Here is a 16,645-nt window from a genome sequence, read left to right on the forward strand (position 1 = left end):
GATGAGCAGTAGTGCCCCCAATAACCCTAAGCCGAAACCGCAGTGGCTGGAGCGCCTGGAGCAGGAAAGCTATCAGGCCGAGCTCATTGTTTCGGGTGTGGCGCTGTTGGGGGCATTCCAACTGCCGGGCCTGCTGGACCAATTGCTGAATTGGAGCCTGCAGCGCACCACGGCTGAACAGCAGGAACTGCTCGGGTATCTGTTCATCTACTTGCTGTTCGGAGCTTTAATACTGATTTTCAATTTCATCCTTCATTTTTCCCTCCGTACCCTATGGATTGGGAATATCGGTCTGGCATCAGTTTTCCCGGAAGGGATCAATGAGCATTCCGATCGGTACAGCCCTCATTTTCTGGCCAGGCTCAAGGCCCGCTTCCCTGACCTGCAAGGATTTAATCAACGGCTGGACAATCTCTGCAGTCTCCTTTTTTCTATTGCAGGAATTAGTGTGCTCACCTTTTCTTTCATCACCATCATTTTGGTGGTATTTTGGGGGATCGGGTACTTTTTATCGATGGTTTTTCCAGGGCTGCCCGCGACCTACTTTGCACTGGGCGGACTTTTTCTACTTACTTCGGTGCTGCTGTTTCAGGGGCTTCTCAATCATAAGAAGCTTCGGGACAAGAGCTGGGTGAAGAAAGTACAGTTCCCTTTGTATCTGTTTTCCGTCCGGATCATGGCCGGCCCCTTTCTGGAGCCATTCACCTACATTGGGCAGACACTGGCTACCAACGTTTCCAAAACCCGCTATATCGGGGTTACGGCAGGGTATATGGTTGTGCTCATGATCGGCTTTGTTTTTTGGGTGCAGGACTCTAATCTGTTTATGCTGGATGCCGGTAGCCGTAAGCGGGTAGCCGGGCGTGAGAGCGTGCAGTATGCAGAGCGCTATGAAAACCTAAGGCCGCCCGGAGCGCACATTCGCTTTGCCATGCTCAGCAGCGATGTCATCCGCGGGACGGTCGCAACGGTCTTTGTGCCGGTACCTAAAACCGAGCGGGAGCTCATACAGGCCTACTGTGGCCCGGAGTGGGAAGATGGAGAGCGGGAGGAGCGGCAAGCCTGCCTGGAGTCTTACTACACCTTTAAGATCGACAGTACTGAGGTCGTACCATCCGGTTTGTACCTGTACAAGCAAAAAGATAGTAAACAAGAGGGCATAAGAGTCTACCTTCCTATGCAGGGGCAGCGTGTGGGTGGGCACTGCCTTCGGATCATCCCTGCCCGGTTTGAGCAGGATTCCTTCCACATTAATATCCCGTTTCAGTAATTCCCGGAGGAGTCATTGCAGTAAACAAAAACAGCTCCGGCTAAAGAAGACGGAGCTGTTTGCGTTCAGGCTTTGGAGTGCTTTGGCTATCTTTCTTTACTGTACTCAATAGCATTGAGGTCTACCACAAAGCCTTTGATCTTATGCTTCTTCAGCAGGTTTTTGCGGTAGTTTTCCGCAGCAGCTTCTTCCTTGAACGGGCCCAAAAGGACTTTGTAGGATGGCATGCGGCTGCCCTCTTCAATGCTAATGAGCACGTTGTCAAACCATTTGGCTTGCAGGTCGGCCACTTGCTTGAAGACGTTCTCGTAATTGGTCAGCGAGGCTACCTGAACGGCGAAGCCTTTCTCGCCGGGTTCATGAATGCTGATTTTGTATAAGCCGTACTTTTGGTATTCCTTGCCCACGAGTTTAGGCTGCGCAGCCGGAGCGGCGGCTTTAGCTTGGCCCTTGGGTTTTGTTTCGGAGGCAGCAGGCTTGGAAGCCGTATTACTGGCGACCTTTTTTTCAGCCGGAGCAGGGGCATTGCCCGCATCCGTTACGATTCGGTCACGGCTGGTATTGTCATAGGAGGAAGGGGTGCTGGCCTGCCGTTCCTTGCGTTGCGCTTTTTTGGAAGGCTTTTCGGGCGCTGCTGTGCCCCGTTTGACTACTTCCAGTTTGACTTCCGTCAATCCGTCCTGAATCAGCCCAATCCGTTCGGCGGCAGCCCGCGAAAGGTCGACCACCCGGCCACGCTTGTAAGGCCCTTTGTCGGTCACTTTCACCACTACTGATTTTTCATTGTCGAGCCGGGTAACCCGGACCATTGTGCCGTAGGGGAGTTCCCGGTGGGCGGCGGTCATGGCTTTTTTGTCGTATTTGACGCCGTAGGCGGTTTCCTTCCCGTGGAAGCTATCGTGGTAGTACGATGCGATACCCCATTCTTCATTGCTTTGCGCAGACAATGCTACGGTAAAACAAAGGGCAAGGAGGAGGCTTAAGTTCAGTCGTTTCTTCATGATTATCGTTTTTTGGACGGCTTGAAATTAATCAAAAAAATTGGCAAGCTTAATTAGATACGCAGGTTTGCGCGTTTTTATTGCGGTTTGCCGGGCGCAGGCCAATATTTTAGGCTGCAATTTTTGAGCTGATCTATCGGCATGCCGGAATTCATATCCCCTTTCTCCTTGTTAACATTGCACCTTTGCTATCATTTGCGTATCTTACGAAAAATCCGAACGCGCCCGTTCGCTCCCTTTCTTGAGGTGGATGTTTTGCTTCCGCTTCAGTTCTGCGCTCGCGTTTATTCGGTTGCCCGATAGATATGCCTGTTGCTGCTTTTTGAGGCCTTGTGCTTCGGGAAGACGGAGGCTTTATGCCCTGAATCTGGCACACTTGATGCTTTATTTTCTTTACCGATTAATAATTTACCTATGAAAAAAAGGCTGCACAGCAAAGACGATGAAGCGACCTCTATCGCATTAGATGGTGAAGGCGGCTTGTCTATTCTGGGCAAAAACGGGCTGTCTAACGGCTCTACAGAATACATGTTGGTGCGGTATGCTAAAAAACAGTTGACTATACCTCCTGGGGATGGGGCCGCTTCGCCAGCTTTAGCATTCACGGAGCAGCGGGGGCAGCTGACGGATACGTCTGGCACTTCGGTAGAAGGCGTGCGCTTTTACAGTACCGGCAGTTATCCGCCCTTATATGTGCAGAACGATACACTAAGCTTTGTGACCGCTAGTGTAGACACGAGCAGCGCTACGCCAGACACTTTGCACCGCGTTGACATTACGTTTTTTGACAGCAAGAAGGCCCTGATGAGCGCAGCCGGGCTGGACCAACTGGACAACTACCGGAATTACTATCTGGGGCACATCCCGGAAGGCCGGGCACGTGTCGGGCAGTACGGCCGGGTAGCCGTAACCGATCTTTATGATGGCATCAACCTGCAAATGTTTGCTGATGAGAGCGGCATAGTGTACTACTTTGTCATACAGCCGGGCGGGGACCCCGATGACCTAAAGCTGGATTTTCATGGGCAGGACTCTCTTTATTTGAAAGCGCGCAACTTGTTCGTGGGCACCTCATTAGGAGATTTTAATTTGCCAGCCCCTAAAGCTTTCCAGATAGACAGCCTGGGCCAGGAGGTATCCACGGCCTGGAAACCGGAATATAGTATTGCGGGCAGCCGGGTGAGCTTTAGCAGTACGGGGAGCTATGATAGTACTAAGGTGCTGGTGGTGGAGTTGCGGCGTGATCCAGTTATAGTAAACTCAGGGGATAACTGGATAACATATTTCGGTTCAAACTCTAGTAGAGACTTGGTGAGAGCTATTGATGTAGATGGAGGAGATAACATTTTTGTGGCAGGCGAAACAGAGAATTTTGTCTTCCCTGAGGTAGATGGAGAACTAATTGATGTTTCCAATAACTCCAATGATTCAGATTTATCCTCTAATTCTGTAATAGTTGCCAAGTTTAATTCGTAGAATGTATTGAATTATATAACTATTTTTGGTGGCAGGGGATTTGAGATAGGGTACGATATAAAAGTGGATGGAGATAATATTTTCTTGGTTGGAAGAACAAACTCTGATGATATCCCCCTCACAACGGGTAATCCTCCTATTGGTTTTGGTGATCGGCAAGGTTTTCTAGGTAAGATAAAAGAAATTGATGGAACTATTGAAGCACTGAAAGTTATTGGGGGCTTGAAATGGAATGATTTTAGGGCTATTGATATTCATAGTGATAAAATTATTGTAGCAGGGACGTCAGAGGGTTCAGGAACAGTTACAAATGTCGCTCAGACGGGGGCTTACAATCAAACTGTTGCTGGATCATTGGACGTAATTGTTGGTGAAATCAGTGCAGATTTAAACTTTATTTGGTTAACTCACTTTGGAGGAGATAGTGGAGATCGGCCTGTGGATATAGAGTTTAGCGATAATAATGGTCATTTTTTCTTAGTTGGGGATACAAATACAAAATCCTATTCAATTCAACAAAACACTCCTCCAACTGATGGTGGTTTCCCGAAGTATTCTTCATCAGGATCAGATTCATTTCCTAAAGGGAATGGTAGTAGTGATAATATAGAGGATGTTTTTATTGCTGAGTTTGATGCTGGTAATAATCTATTATGGAGCACTTTTTATGGTGGGAACGGGGCTGATAGATTTGGACCGGGAGCTAACAAAATCGCAGTGGCTTCAAACAATAAAGTAGCTATTGTTTTTTCGACTTCAAATTTTTCCACATTCCCTCCACCTGATACTTATGGTTCATTTTTCCAAACAGGGAAAGGAGAGCATGTGGTTTCGGTATTTGTTGACCGTAAACTTGATTGGGCTTCTGCTTACGGATGCTTTGAAAATAACTCTATATTTCCTTTTCAAGAATCAGGAGAATCCGTTATTTATTCTTCAGATGGAACGTTGATTGCTTTTGGGTCTACAGATTGTGAACCGGTTCCATTCTTAGAATATTGCGGCTTGCCATCGAGCGTTTTAGACTACCCAGTTTGCCCTCCTTATGGTCTAGATTTATACTTTCAAGGTACGGTAGGTTCTCCTTTACTTCAAGGTGGAAAGGACATCTCCATAATGGGCTTTACGCCTTCTTATTTGTTTAAGTATGGGACTTATTTTGGCGGCAATGCAGATGAGTATGTTAGTTGTGTAGCTAATTTATCAAATGGAGACTTCATCTTTGCGGGTATAACCGAGAGCGATATTGACTTCCCACTAGAGTTTCCTGCTTCACCAGATGATATGTACAAACAGGAAACCCTTTACGGTAGCAGGGATAATTTCCTTGCAAAACTTCCTATAGGTGGTCTGACCGTCACTTCTGTAAAAGAAAATGAACGCTCTTTAAGTTCAGGTTTAAAGGTTTTCCCAAATCCTGTCTTTGGGCAGCAATCTGTAACTTTAACCTTTGCTCCGCTTTCTTTTGATTCAGAAATCAATCTGGTAAACAGTCTCGGACAGCTTATTAAAACCTTTGCACTGGAAAGAGGGAATTCGGAGTTGTAAGTAGAGTTTGATAGCCTACCCAAAGGAGCATATTTCTTCACCATGCACGGTTCAGCAGTGAAAGTCATTAAAAACTAAAGAATGAGAGCTATCGCATTGATTTATTCGGTTATTTTTTTTGTTTTTACAGCAATATCCGTAGAGGCACAACACATTAGAGGCGCAGAAATTGCTAGTAAAGATGTGGCAGGTAAGACCATATACCTTCGGCTATTTTACTTAGTCGAAATTCCGGAAATTCAGACACCTATCATAGCCTGGGGAGATGGAAACAGTAGTTTATTAGAGCATTTTGGCACAGCTTATCTTGAAGATTCAGAGCTCTACCGGATTGAGTATGGGACGCATTACACCTACGATACTTCGGGAATGTTTGAGCTGCTCTTTCAGGACAGCTTCTTAATTCCTGAAGTTAGGAATATAGATCAGTCTGAAATCAGGACTATTTCTATTAGGGACTCTATTTATATTTTTCCAGAAGACAATGGCTGGCAAGAGAATTTTTTTAATCCCACTGCTGGGCGAAGGAACTTTGAAGTCCGTTCGGATGGAGTATTAACGCATCAATTAATTAGGTTGCCTGATAGCTCTAACTCAGGTTATCATTTTTTTAGTTATACCTACGAGATTGTCCCCTTTCCAGCCGAAGGTTTCCTTGATACGATCCCTTCAGAGGATTTGTATATAGAGAACGATATGCTCTATTGGGATAAGCCTAAAGCGCCTGGCATCTATGCTTTAGGGGTAAAAATGATCCAAAAAGGAGAGGACTACTCCGGAGTAACAGATTCGATAACGCTCTCTACCACTACCATTGGGCTGATGTTCGAGATCGATGAAGAAATGATCGTATCACAACATGAAGTTGAATCGACGAAGGACGGGTTTTGGCTTTTCCCAAATCCCGTCACCTCCACTCTCCAATTACAACTTCAACATACTCAATCCACCCAGGGCAAGCTTCAAATCGAGAACCTGTCCGGCCAAACCCTTCATACCGAAGCTTTGAATTTGGGCCCGGTCCTGCAAAGCTGGCAGGTCGATGTGGCGGACTGGCCGAGCGGGGTGTATGTGGTACGCTTGCAGGCAGGGGCGGAGCAGGTGGTGCGGAAGTTTGTGAAGGAGTGACCGGTAAAAGCGACGGCAAAATGAGCAGTATGGCAGTATCAAACGTGCGGTAGGACCATTGATCAGAATAGACAAATGGATCAAAAGGTACGCGGCACAAAATCGGACTTATTCACAATAGCTGCCGAGTCTCCGGTAGCGCGGATGACAAAAAGGCCTTTGTTTTCTGCCTACATTCTACTCCACCGGTTGAACTAATCAGCGCCCAAATTTGTACCTTTGTGTGTTGATTTTGAAGGCAGTTGGCCAGAATCAAAACTGTAATTTTTTTCATGAGTAAGCACGGAAGAGTATTGGTAGCCATGAGCGGGGGCATTGACAGCACCGTCACAGCTATGATGATGCACGATATGGGCTATGAAGTTGTTGGGATCACCATGAAAACCTGGGATTACGCCAATTCCGGTGGGTCTTCCAAGGAGACGGGCTGCTGTAGCCTGGATTCCATCAACGATGCCCGGGAGGTAGCTGTAAAAGTAGGCTTCCACCACTTTATTATCGATATACGCGATGAGTTCGGTGATTATGTCATCGACAATTTTGTGGACGAGTACCTGGCAGGGCGCACCCCCAATCCCTGTGTCCTTTGCAATACCCACATCAAATGGAGTGCCCTGCTGAAGCGGGCGGATGCGCTGGACTGCGAATTCATTGCTACCGGGCACTATGCCCAGCTCAATGAGCTCAACGGGCGGCATTACGTAAGCAAGGCAGTGGACGAGCACAAGGATCAATCTTACGTCCTCTGGGGGCTGAGCCAGGAGTGCATGGCGCGCAGCCGTTTCCCCCTGGGCCCCTACACAAAGCCTGAAGTCCGGCAGATGGCTGCCGACTGGGGGTATGAAGCCTTGTCCAAAAAGGCGGAAAGCTATGAAATCTGTTTTGTGCCCGACAACGACTACCGGGGCTTCCTCAAGCGCCGGGTCGACGGGCTGGAAGCGCGTGTGGATGGGGGGCAGTTTGTCAATACCGCAGGGGACGTAATTGGTACCCATAAAGGCTATCCCTTCTACACCATCGGTCAGCGCAAAGGGCTGGGCGTTGCCTTTGGGGAGCCGATGTATGTGACGGAAATCCGCCCCGACACGAATACCGTTGTGCTGGGCCGGCAGGAGGAACTTGTCCGGAATGGCATGATGGTCGGCAAGGTCAACCGGATGAAGTACGACCAAATCCCCGATGGCACAGAGGCGGTTACGATGATCCGCTACAACGATCAGGGCACCTTAAGCCAGTTAAGCAATATGGGAGAAAATATCCATGTTGACTTTTACGCTAATGTGAAGGGCGTGGCCCCCGGGCAGTCGGCTGTGTTTTACGAAGGAGATGATGTGCTGGGCGGTGGTATTATTCACGGCAGCTTTTTGGACGAGGGGCGGCAGAACTAATGGGGCAGCGGTTCTCAGAGCCGCACAAAGAAAACTATGGCAAAAGAATCCTATACCAAGGTCGGCCGGTTCGGCAAAACGCATGGGCTAAACGGAGGCATCCGCATCTTAGTGGAGGATGCTTTTCTTGATGCGGCCCTTGAAGCAGAAGTGCTGTTCGCTCCGGTTGATGGCAGCCCGGTGCCCTATTTTAATGAGGGCGTCCTTCTGGAAAGCCCGCTGGTCATTAAGCTGGAAGATGTGGACACGAAAGAGGCCGCCAAAGCACTAACGGGCCTGGATATCCTGTTGCCCGCTGAGGAGGTGGAGGCGGAGGAACTGGGCATTGAGGATTTCCGCCTGCTGGAGGGCTTTACTGTGGTGACGGAAACGGAAGGCGAAATCGGCCCCATCCTATCCGTGGAAGCCTATCCGGAGCAAATCTTAGCGCTGGTCAGTTATCAGGGGCGGGAAGTCCTGATCCCATTGAATGAAACCTTCCTGCAGGCGATCGACCCGGAAGCAGAACGGGTGGAAATGCAACTGCCGGAAGGGCTGCTCGACCTATAGCCTTACCACCTTTGTACTCCAAAGTTCCCCTTCTTCCGCCCGGAAGCGGATGTAGTAAATGCCTTTGTCGAGTTTCGATAAATCAACCCGGGTCACGTTTTCCCCTTTTTTAATGGTCTGTGGCTGTTCAAAAACAACCGTACCGCCAGCATCATAAATAGCAAGTGCCCCCTGCCCGCTGTAATTGCTTCTCATTTTGAAGGCGCAGGTATGTTGTTCCGGCGCTTTGATTAATTCAAACTTCAGGTTACGCTGTGCAGGCCGGGTTTCGGCAACCGGGCTGAATTGATGCCTGCCTTCCTGATCAATCAGCTTTACGCGGTAGCGCAGTTCCTCTTCGGGAAAAATATCCTTATCCAGGAACAGGAAAGACGCCGGCTCATTTTCATTGGAAAGCGGAGGGAGCTGTCCGATCGGCTCAAAAGCTCCGCCATTGACTGAGCGTTCGATCTGGTATCCCAGCACTTTACGTTCGTAAGCGACCTCCCAGTTGAGTTCAATATAGTCGGGATAGGGAATGGCAGTCAGTTGAATACGGCTGGGCCTGACCTTTTGAGCTCTGCCCTGCACCCATATAGCGTAAGACCGGGGAGGTACCTCGAGCGCTACTGCCGAGGGCGAGGCATCCAGGGAATCGAAATGGACAAGGGTGGCTTTCGGCGTAAGGGCATGATCGGTGACATCTGTGAAGTAATCGCCGTTTTTGATATTGGAAGTGTTGAGCTCCTGCTTAATGGACAGCGTGTCCTTTCCAAAATTGATGACTGCCAGCACGTCCCGGGGGCCCTGTGTGCTGCTCTTTAGTCCCGCCGGCGTATTACTGCCTTCCAGCTGGAAAACTAATGCCCGGGTAGAATCTCCGCTGTAGTAAGCCGAACGCTTTTCACTGCCTGCTGCATTCAGGTATTCCACCATGGAAGAGTTGAAGATGAACTGCCGGTGGATGGCCAGCAGTTGGTCGATGTGAGCCCGCAGGGGCTTTTTGTCTTCATATTCTGCCAGCTCTGATTCCCCACCGAAGTAGTCACCATAAAAAACCGTAGGCAGGCCAAGTTGATTATTGGTCAGTAAATAGGCGTAGGCCAGTAAGGGGCTGGAAATGGGGTCATCGTAGTCGCCGGGCGTTGCATTCTGGTTTTTATAGGCCGGATGGTTGGCCATGGTCACAATATTGTAACCCGATAGCGCGGAAGCATCCCGGATGCTGACCTGATAAATTTTCCGTACATCGTAGGTGGAGTCAGAACAAGCCTGGCGGAGCGCCTCCCGTAGTTGGTAATCGTAAATGCGCGGTTTAGGGCTGGCATCCTGCCCCAGTGCTTTGAGGATATTACGTATCCATTGCACCTGTCCTTTCTTACGGTCAAAGCCCGGCACGCCCCGAATGACAAACTTAGGAGCAAGGCCGGCCGCAGCAAGGGTTTTAAAATCAGCAGCAAACGCCTCGGCAGGGGAGAGCGGAAGGTCGGTAATGCTAAAGGCTTCCACACCCAGCGCTTCCCGGAGCGCTATGCCCTGTTCCGCCAACGAGCCAAGGGAGTCCTGGCTCAGGTCGATTTCTGCAATGACAGTCAGGCCCTGTGCTTCGAGGCGCTGAATGAGGGTGCGGACCTGCGGTGGTGCCTGTGCCGTGAGGTTGGGCAGCCAGATGGCGGTAAAGCCGGCATGGGCAAATTCCGGGGATTGCTCCGTCAGGTGGTCTACCCAAAAACGAAGGGTGGCACTATCAGGCAGGCTGCCGGGCGCATCTTCCGGGCAGCTCCAGTAGCAGCCTTGCAGGATGAAGTCCTGGGCATGCAGGCCGCTGATCAGGCCGTAGCATAGTATTATGGCGAGCAATCGTTTTCTCATTGCGGGTACCGGATTGTATGCGCTTAACAAAGTGGTTTGCGATATCGTAGCAGGCCACTTTCCAGCGTTTATGCCGACATCAAGTTGGTTTGCTGTGGCAAACCACTTTATCGTCGGTATAGTTACAGCAAGTGATCCCGTTTAAAGTTACAAAATATTATGGCGATCCGGGAAAAGGAGTTGGTTTAAAAAATACCTAAGTTTGAGCGACCATAACCCAATGTTCCTATGCCAGCTTCCGGGCTTTCTATACTGATTCCTGTTTACAACTATGACGTGCGGCCGTTGGTGGAGGCTTTGCGCCAACAGGCTGATGTCTTGGAATGGGCCGTGGAAATCCTTTGCTGGGACGATGCGTCCCTTCCTGAATTTCAAAACATAAATGCTCCCCTTGGGCAGTTGCCGGGCGTCACCTATCGGTTGATGCCTGAAAACCTGGGGCGCTCCCGTATCCGGAACCGCCTGGCGGAAGCGGCGCGGTACGACTATTTGTTGTTTATGGATGGCGATTCAGAGGTCGCCCGGGCGGATTACCTGGAGAAATACCAGTCGCACTGTACCCCTGGCCGTTTGCTCTACGGGGGGCGGATTTACCAGCCGGAGCCTCCGGAATCACCTCGGCTCAGATTTCATTGGCACTATGGCAGGTCGCGGGAGGTGCAGCAGGCAGAAGCGCGGCAAAAACAGCCCTACCACAGCTTTATGACCAATAATTTTCTCATTCCCAAAACCTTGTTTGCCCCGATACAGTTCGATGAGCGCCTGTTGCAGTACGGGCATGAGGATACGCTCTTTGGCCTGGAACTGCAGCGGCGGGGCATTCCCATTTTGCACCTCGATAACCCGCTGATCCATGCCGGGCTGGAGGCGGCAGAGACATTTCTGCGCAAATCCGAACAGGCCATTGAGAACCTGGCATTTCTGTATCAGGAAGGCAGCCTGAGGGAGACCCGCCTGCTTCGCGCCTACGAACGCCTTGATGCCTGGAAAGCGGCGCGACCGGCCCGCTATCTGCTGGATCAGGTCCGCCCCTTGCTAAAACAGCACCTTCTATACGCTAACACCCCCAACCTGCGGGCTTTTGACCTTTACAAGCTGGGGATGCTGCTTCACTATTTGTGCAATTAATTTATTGCTGTTTGCCGGATTTAGGGGTATTGGATTTTCCCTTGCTTTGGGTGCCGGCATCAGAAGCGGGAGCCGCCTCCTTAGCGGGGGAGCTTTCCTCCAATTCCTCTTCCAGGTTTTCGTAGATTTTTTTGTTGAACTCTGCGCTAATGACTTCCTCGTCATTACGCACCTGTTCCAGTATCTGATCCGGGGTGATGGTCTCCTCATCGTAGGAGAAAATCCAGTACCCGGTGTCATTGAGGGAACGCAGGAAAGTCATGTCGGTCTGTGCGTACTTTTTTGCCCATTCTTCAGGGTCCGTATCTTCGCCCAGTTCGACCAGCAGCTGATCAGGGATGAGGAAGTCCGGCACTTGTTCTTCCGGTGCTTCTTTAAGGATCCAGCCCTCCCTTTGTGCGATTTGATCGAGTTGGGACTCCAGCCATTTGACCGCATTAGGCCGGATTTCCTTTCCGGTCACCGTTTTCTTCTTGCCATTCTGATGGTAGGAGATGGTGACGCTCTGCATATCCGGGATGCGCCCCCGGTAGCTATCGCGGAACTGCCAGAAGTTGGCCCGGTCAAATTCGCCCAGGATGCGTTCCATTTCAGATTTTTCCAGTTTTCTGACGAAGGTGCCCAGCCGGTCGGTATAGCGTTCTCCCTTGTAACTGGCAATGCCATTTTCGTAAATGGTCAGGGTGAATACCGGACAGCGTCCGTAGCAGGGCCCTTTGCTCATTTCAATGAGGGGGTCGAGCTTACTCAGTGAAGCCGAAGCCGGGGAGCCACAACTGTGGAGCATGGTCAGGACCGCACCGAAAAAAAGCAGGAAGCCCAGATTCCTGGGGGGAACGAGAGGATTGATACTCATCAGGAAACGAAGGTTTGGTTTAAGCAGTGGATAATGGCAGCACAGCTCCGCTTGCGGGGTGTGCCGGTGGATAGAAACCGGAGTGGCCGGGCAGGTACAACTTCTTGTATGGAATGCTCGCCACCCTTTTCTTCAGTTCTATCACACGGATTCACTGCCATAATACAACAATTCTGGTTGGTTACAGCTACTGGCCACCGCCATCGTTCTCACCGGGCAATAATAAGCTTTTTGACGTGCATTTTATTCCCATACCGGATTTTTATATAATAATTTCCGGCATAAAAGCCCGCCACACTGAGCTCCGCTTCGGGGCCTGCGGCTTCAACCTGCTGTACTAAACGGCCGGCAAGGTCAAAAATTGCAAGCTTTGCCGGTTCATTTCCAGGCAGGCGGATTCGAAGATGGTCTCTGGCGGGATTCCCAATTATAGAGACCTCTGACGAAGAGGTGCCCGTTGTTTGGATGGAAACAGGCGTGCAGGAGCCTTGCAGCAGCCCGGGGCGGTAGGACTGCAGGGTGCTCAGCACGCGCGCTTTTTGGCCGGGTGTGAACAGCGCCATGCAGGCGTCCTGCGTGAAATTCATGAAGTTCATAAACATATCCGGTGAGCCGCAGGAAAACGGGGGCAGGGTAGGGCAGGTACCTTGGTAGGTGTCGGCCTGAAGTGGGGTGTCGGCAATGCCATCGTCCTGATCACAGTTGAAATTGTTTGCATTGGGGCCCCAGAGGTGCTGCAGATTGAAGTAGTGGCCGAGCTCATGCGTACAGGTCCGCCCCAGGTGAAAAGGGGGGCTTACAGTGCCGGTCGTGCCAAAGGCATCAGGCTGAATGTAGAGCCCATCCTCAGTGGGCGTTTCCTGTCCCTCTTCCGGAAAAGTGGCGGAGCCTAGTGCGCCATCGTTCCGGCCAGCCACCCAAATGTTCAGGTACCGGTCGGGGTCGAAGCCGTCTCTGCCGCCCAGGTCTGTATAGCAAAGGCGCCGCTTGCCGTTGGAAAAGGTATTGGTAATGCCTGCCACCGGTGTGTAAGTGCGGGTGATGGCAACGAGGCAGAATTCCAGCTCCAGGTCACTGACAAGCTCATCGAAGAGGGGGTGGACAAATGGGACTTCCACATTCAGGCTTCGGAAGTCCTGATTCAGGACCTCAATCTGTGACACGACCTGTTCGTCGGAAATATTTTCTTCAGCGGTATGCCAGACTACGTGCACAGCCACGGGTATGACAACAGGCTCCCGTATTGGCACGATGGCTCCACTGTTTCTCACCGGGCTGTTGTGGGTGTTCAGCGCACAGCGTGGCTGAGCTTGAGCTAGCGCAACTACGCTGCTCAATAGAGTGTAAACCAGTAGAAAACGCGCAGTGACAGGAAACATAGTTTTAATTGCTCAACAGCTCGTACACCTCGTCAAGCTTTGGCGAAATGACGATTTCCGTACGGCGGTTTTGTGCTTTACCGGCAGCAGTATTATTGGTCGCCACCGGCATGTTTTCGCCCCGGCCGGCAGCGGTAAGCCGCTGTGGGGATACCCCAAACTGAGTCAGAATTTGGGTGACGGCAACAGCCCGGTCCACGCTGAGGTTCCAGTTCGCCAGTTCACTGCCATCTGAATCGGTATGCCCTTCGACGAGGATGTCAATGTCCGGGTTGTTCTTTAGTGCCCCGGCCAGTTGGCGCAGGGCTTCCTTGCCAGAGGGGTCAATACGGGTACTGCCGCTTGGGAAGAGCAGCTCAGCGCTAAGAGAAACATAAAGCTTGCCGCCCCGGTCTTCCACGCTAAGCCCGCGGGAGGAGAACTGCCCGACAATATCATCCAGGCTGGCCCGAACGCCCTGCATGTTATCCTCCTTGAGGTTGAGCATTTCCTCCAGCTCCTGAATACGGATATTCCGGTCCTGAAGGGTGCCTTTCATCGCGGTATAGTCGTACTCCATGGTATTGAGGCGGTTGGCTTTTTGGTAAAGCTCGTATTCCAGCCCTTCGAGGCGTTCTCTGTCCTTGTCCAGGTTTTGTTGCTGTTGGGTGAGCTGCCGCTGCAGGGCTACCTTTTCATAGGAGGCGGTCTCGTCAAGCTCATTGCGCTCTTCGAGGATGCGGTCCATACGCTGAAGCAGGTCCTGATAGCTGCGGTTCAGGCTTTTATTGGTCACAACGTACTCCTCCAGCTCAAGGCGGGTATTACGGACCTCAATTTCCAGTTGCCTGGTTTCTTCAGCGAGTTTGTTGTACTCATTTTGTAGAGAATCCGTGGACTGGGCTTCCTGCTCGTAGAAGGCTTTGAGCTCTTCCATTTCCTGATACTCCTTCTTGGTCACACAGCTGGACAGCAGCGCAACAAATAAAATGGCAATTGGAAAAAGGGGCTTCATGCTGCAAATTTTTTGTGCAATGTACCAAATTTTGTGAAATCACAGAAACACCTGTTCTTAACGTATCTCTCCACTGGTCTAGTTTGCAGGCGGTGATTTATTTCAGCCGGATTGATTCGTGATTTTTTGCAATACCAAAGGTAAGCCCATTAACTTTGCAGAAAAAATAATCCAATGACCATCCGTTTATTCTTCTTACTGCCTGTCTTTTTCATGTTGTGGAGCTGCCAGAGCGATGCCTCCGGTTCCACTGCTGATCAGCAATCCGAAACCAATCAGCCGGCAACTTCAGCAACTGTTGTGCCTGATGAAAAAGAGGCCCGCCCGCAGCCCTCGCTTTATCAGCCCCCGCAGAGTACGGAAGTCCTTTTTTTGAGCATCGACGATCAAACGGTTGCTGCCGGGGAAACGGTCTGTACACCGGTACGCGCGAAGGGGTTCAACAGCCTTTTATCCATGCAGTATACCGTGGCATGGAACCCGAATGTGCTTACCTTTAAGGGTCTGAAGGACTTTGGGCTGCCTTATCTGACCATCCAAAACTTCGGTACAACCCGGGTACAGGAAGGCGTGATGCCGGTGGCCTGGATCGATAATGCGCTTAAAGGTGTGACGGTAAGTACGGGGAACCCGCTCTACACGGTTTGCTTTGAAGCAAAGGCGAGTGGGCAATCAAGCCCGGTGCAGATTATTGATCAGCCTACCGCTATCGAAGTGGTCAATCTGGGGGAGAAACTCGTAGGGCTGGACAGTGAGCCGGGCACGATTACAGTACAGTAATGACAGTATTTTGAGTATAGGTGTCACTTATTTGGTAAACTTACCCGCGTTACTACTCATTTTATGGACAGAAATTTTATTTTTGTTAGAAATCATAACTTATGAGTAATATCGTTACCCAGCGTTTCGTCAAGTGCCACGATAAACTGAAGGCGGATAACCAAGTTCGGTCCAGCCGTCAGTTTGCCTTGTCGCTTGATTATTTACCTCAAAGCCTGAGCGAAATTCTGAAGGGCCGGCGCGACGTAACGATAGAGCTGCTGCGTAAAGCCGTGGAACAGTATAAGATCAATCCGGTCTATATCTACACCGGTGAGGGCCCCATGTTCATGAGTGAGGAAGGTGATAAAAGTTTCCGGGTACTGACTATCGTGACCAACTCCAATGAGGAGGAGCGCATTGTGCATGTGCCCGTACCGGCGCAGGCAGGTTATGCTGCCGAGATGACCGACCCCACCTTCATTCAGGAACTGCCGCATTTCACGCTGCCGGATTACAAGTACAAAATTGGAACTCACCGGTCTTTTGATGTAGCGGGCGATAGCATGGAACCCACGCTGTTTGAAGGGGACAAGGTCATTTGCAGCTACCTGGAGCCCACCCTCTGGGAATCCGGAGTCAAGGACAGCTACGTTTATGTAGTCGTTACCCGGGGCGATGTGGTGGTGAAGCGGGCGTTCAACCATCTGAAAGAGAAGCAAAGCCTGGAGCTGCATTCTGATAACAACTTCTACGAACCTTACCACCTCAACCTGGGCGATATTCGGGAAATCTGGTATGTGCGGGCGAAGATAAGCCCTTTCCTGCCTTCCCCGCAAAACATCAAGCGCTACCTTCACGATGAAATGAAGGACCTCAAGCAAACCATCCAAAATCAGTCCAGGCTTATCAACAACCTCAACGATACGGTGGAGCGTTTGTTGAATAATAAATCAACCACCGAGCCACATGAAAAACATCAGGATTAAAGGGACCATCAAACACGTGAAGCTGGAAGGCGGCTTCTGGGGCATTGTAGCCGATGACGGGCGGGAGTACCGGCCTATCCAAATGCCCGAACAGCTCAAGCACGATGGGGAATCGGTCGAAGTGACACTCAAACCAGTAGAAGAGGAAATGTCCATCCACATGTGGGGGCAACCGGTTAAGGTCGTCTCTTTTCATACCCTGCACCCTTAAAACAACAAAAGAACCCGCCAGGATCGTAAAATCGAGGCGGGCACTTTGGTCCCGGTTCAATTTGTTCCGGGTAACGTGATGAAGGATTATCGCTTTCAGGTGCGAAAAAGGCTTTTTA

15 protein-coding genes are annotated in these 16,645 nt (G+C 50.6%); 10 read left to right on the top strand and 5 right to left on the bottom strand.

What is annotated here, in order from left to right; translation table 11 throughout:
• Window position 1: 1 nt before the first annotated feature.
• Entirely contained in the window at window positions 2-1,270 is a 1,269-nt protein-coding gene (locus IX84_RS20745) for a hypothetical protein (protein WP_044225241.1), read from the top strand.
• An 86-nt stretch (window positions 1,271-1,356) separates the two neighbouring features.
• Here the strand turns inward: IX84_RS20745 and IX84_RS20750 are convergent, their stop codons facing one another.
• On the bottom strand, window positions 1,357-2,271 hold the full coding sequence (locus IX84_RS20750) for a septal ring lytic transglycosylase RlpA family protein (RefSeq protein ID WP_044225243.1): 915 nt from the start codon (window positions 2,269-2,271) through the stop codon (window positions 1,357-1,359).
• 414 nt (window positions 2,272-2,685) lie between these two features.
• Between IX84_RS20750 and IX84_RS20755 the strand changes: the two genes are divergently transcribed.
• From IX84_RS20755 to rimM, 5 genes are all read left to right on the top strand, one after another.
• On the top strand, window positions 2,686-3,747 hold the full coding sequence (locus IX84_RS20755) for a DUF7948 domain-containing protein (RefSeq protein ID WP_044225245.1): 1,062 nt from the start codon (window positions 2,686-2,688) through the stop codon (window positions 3,745-3,747).
• A 6-nt stretch (window positions 3,748-3,753) separates the two neighbouring features.
• Entirely contained in the window at window positions 3,754-5,295 is a 1,542-nt protein-coding gene (locus tag IX84_RS20760; protein ID WP_044225247.1) for a hypothetical protein, read from the top strand.
• Window positions 5,296-5,376: 81 nt separating this feature from the next.
• Window positions 5,377-6,423: a T9SS type A sorting domain-containing protein gene (locus IX84_RS20765; RefSeq protein ID WP_044225248.1), complete on the top strand. Its 1,047-nt coding sequence runs from the start codon at window positions 5,377-5,379 to the stop codon at window positions 6,421-6,423.
• Window positions 6,424-6,695: 272 nt separating this feature from the next.
• Window positions 6,696-7,811, top strand: a complete 1,116-nt coding sequence (gene mnmA / locus IX84_RS20770) for a tRNA 2-thiouridine(34) synthase MnmA (RefSeq protein WP_044225251.1) — start codon at window positions 6,696-6,698, stop codon at window positions 7,809-7,811.
• A 36-nt stretch (window positions 7,812-7,847) separates the two neighbouring features.
• Window positions 7,848-8,360, top strand: a complete 513-nt coding sequence (gene rimM / locus IX84_RS20775) for a ribosome maturation factor RimM (protein ID WP_044225253.1) — start codon at window positions 7,848-7,850, stop codon at window positions 8,358-8,360.
• Here the strand turns inward: rimM and IX84_RS20780 are convergent.
• Complete coding sequence (locus IX84_RS20780; protein ID WP_152605168.1) at window positions 8,355-10,211, bottom strand: T9SS type A sorting domain-containing protein; 1,857 nt, start codon at window positions 10,209-10,211, stop codon at window positions 8,355-8,357. The genes rimM and IX84_RS20780 overlap by 6 nt on opposite strands.
• A 228-nt stretch (window positions 10,212-10,439) precedes the next feature.
• On the opposite strand from IX84_RS20780, the gene IX84_RS20785 reads away from it, so the two are divergent.
• A complete protein-coding gene (locus IX84_RS20785) occupies window positions 10,440-11,339 on the top strand; it encodes a glycosyltransferase family 2 protein (protein WP_044225257.1) in 900 nt (299 codons plus the stop codon).
• 1 nt (window position 11,340) lies between these two features.
• On the opposite strand, the gene IX84_RS20790 is transcribed toward IX84_RS20785, so the two are convergent.
• The 3 genes from IX84_RS20790 to IX84_RS20800 all read right to left on the bottom strand — a co-directional run bounded on the left by IX84_RS20790 (window position 11,341) and on the right by IX84_RS20800 (window position 14,568).
• The gene (locus IX84_RS20790; protein WP_044225259.1) at window positions 11,341-12,195 is read right to left on the bottom strand and encodes a DUF6438 domain-containing protein; all 855 of its coding nucleotides are present in this window, start codon (window positions 12,193-12,195) and stop codon (window positions 11,341-11,343) included.
• A 209-nt stretch (window positions 12,196-12,404) separates the two neighbouring features.
• A complete protein-coding gene (locus IX84_RS20795) occupies window positions 12,405-13,574 on the bottom strand; it encodes a zinc-dependent metalloprotease (protein ID WP_052516248.1) in 1,170 nt (389 codons plus the stop codon).
• 4 nt (window positions 13,575-13,578) lie between these two features.
• Complete coding sequence (locus IX84_RS20800; protein ID WP_052516249.1) at window positions 13,579-14,568, bottom strand: OmpA family protein; 990 nt, start codon at window positions 14,566-14,568, stop codon at window positions 13,579-13,581.
• Window positions 14,569-14,742: 174 nt separating this feature from the next.
• Here IX84_RS20800 and IX84_RS20805 point away from each other — a divergent pair, with 174 nt between their 5' ends.
• The 3 genes from IX84_RS20805 (at window position 14,743) to IX84_RS20815 (ending at window position 16,527) form a co-directional block, all read left to right on the top strand.
• Window positions 14,743-15,348: a cohesin domain-containing protein gene (locus IX84_RS20805; protein WP_044225260.1), complete on the top strand. Its 606-nt coding sequence runs from the start codon at window positions 14,743-14,745 to the stop codon at window positions 15,346-15,348.
• A gap of 101 nt (window positions 15,349-15,449) precedes the next feature.
• Window positions 15,450-16,316, top strand: coding sequence for a S24 family peptidase (locus IX84_RS20810; protein WP_044225262.1), 867 nt, complete (start codon window positions 15,450-15,452; stop codon window positions 16,314-16,316).
• A complete protein-coding gene (locus IX84_RS20815) occupies window positions 16,297-16,527 on the top strand; it encodes a hypothetical protein (RefSeq protein WP_044225264.1) in 231 nt (76 codons plus the stop codon). Before IX84_RS20810 ends, IX84_RS20815 begins: the two co-directional genes overlap by 20 nt.
• Window positions 16,528-16,645: the final 118 nt, after the last annotated feature.

The sequence above is a fragment of the Phaeodactylibacter xiamenensis genome (genome assembly GCF_000759025.1).
GTDB classification, from domain to species: Bacteria; Bacteroidota; Bacteroidia; order Chitinophagales; family Saprospiraceae; genus Phaeodactylibacter; species Phaeodactylibacter xiamenensis.